This is a genomic window from Oceanobacillus sp. CF4.6, assembly GCF_051262635.1.
Lineage (GTDB): Bacteria > Bacillota > Bacilli > Bacillales > Amphibacillaceae > Oceanobacillus.
The window spans coordinates 1-548 of sequence record NZ_JBIMEX010000037.1; the positions used below are offsets into that span (position 1 = coordinate 1).

Here is a 548-nt window from a genome sequence, read left to right on the forward strand (position 1 = left end):
TGCAGCTTTAACTGCCTTATCTACATCCTCTTTCGTTCCTTCTGATACTCTCCCTACTATTTCATCCAATTTTCCTGGATCTCTTATTTCTAATGTTTGTTTTGTTTTTACATCTTCATTATTAATAAGTAGAGAAACTTCTTCAACCATTACCTTTTCCATTCTTTTTTTCCTCCCCAAATAATTAATTAAGAAAGTTCACCTAAGAAATTATTTATTCTTTGTGTTCGATTTTTATCGTACAAACTAGCTATTAATGCATGTGAGGCCAGCCACCTTGTGCATTTACGATATTATCTTCAACAGCTATTTCAGAATAACTATTGCAAACTTTACCTTGAACGGACAAATAATAAACCATACTTAGCAGCCCAGTTATTCCAATACCTAACTTAATACCTTTCCTCATAATAATTACCCTCCTCCCAACGAAATTCCCTCTAAATATTTTACAAGGGTCGATGTAAAGTAATCGCTTTCACTTTAGTTTTGTAAAAATAGAGAACGAGAGTTTCTCCTTTTTACAGTAATTATTGACTAATTTTCAC

General features: G+C 32.3%; 1 protein-coding gene. It reads right to left on the reverse strand.

Annotated elements, in window-relative coordinates; genetic code table 11:
• Window positions 1-253: 253 nt before the first annotated feature.
• Complete coding sequence (locus tag ACHABU_RS20680; RefSeq protein ID WP_435766840.1) at window positions 254-409, reverse strand: hypothetical protein; 156 nt, start codon at window positions 407-409, stop codon at window positions 254-256.
• Window positions 410-548: the final 139 nt, after the last annotated feature.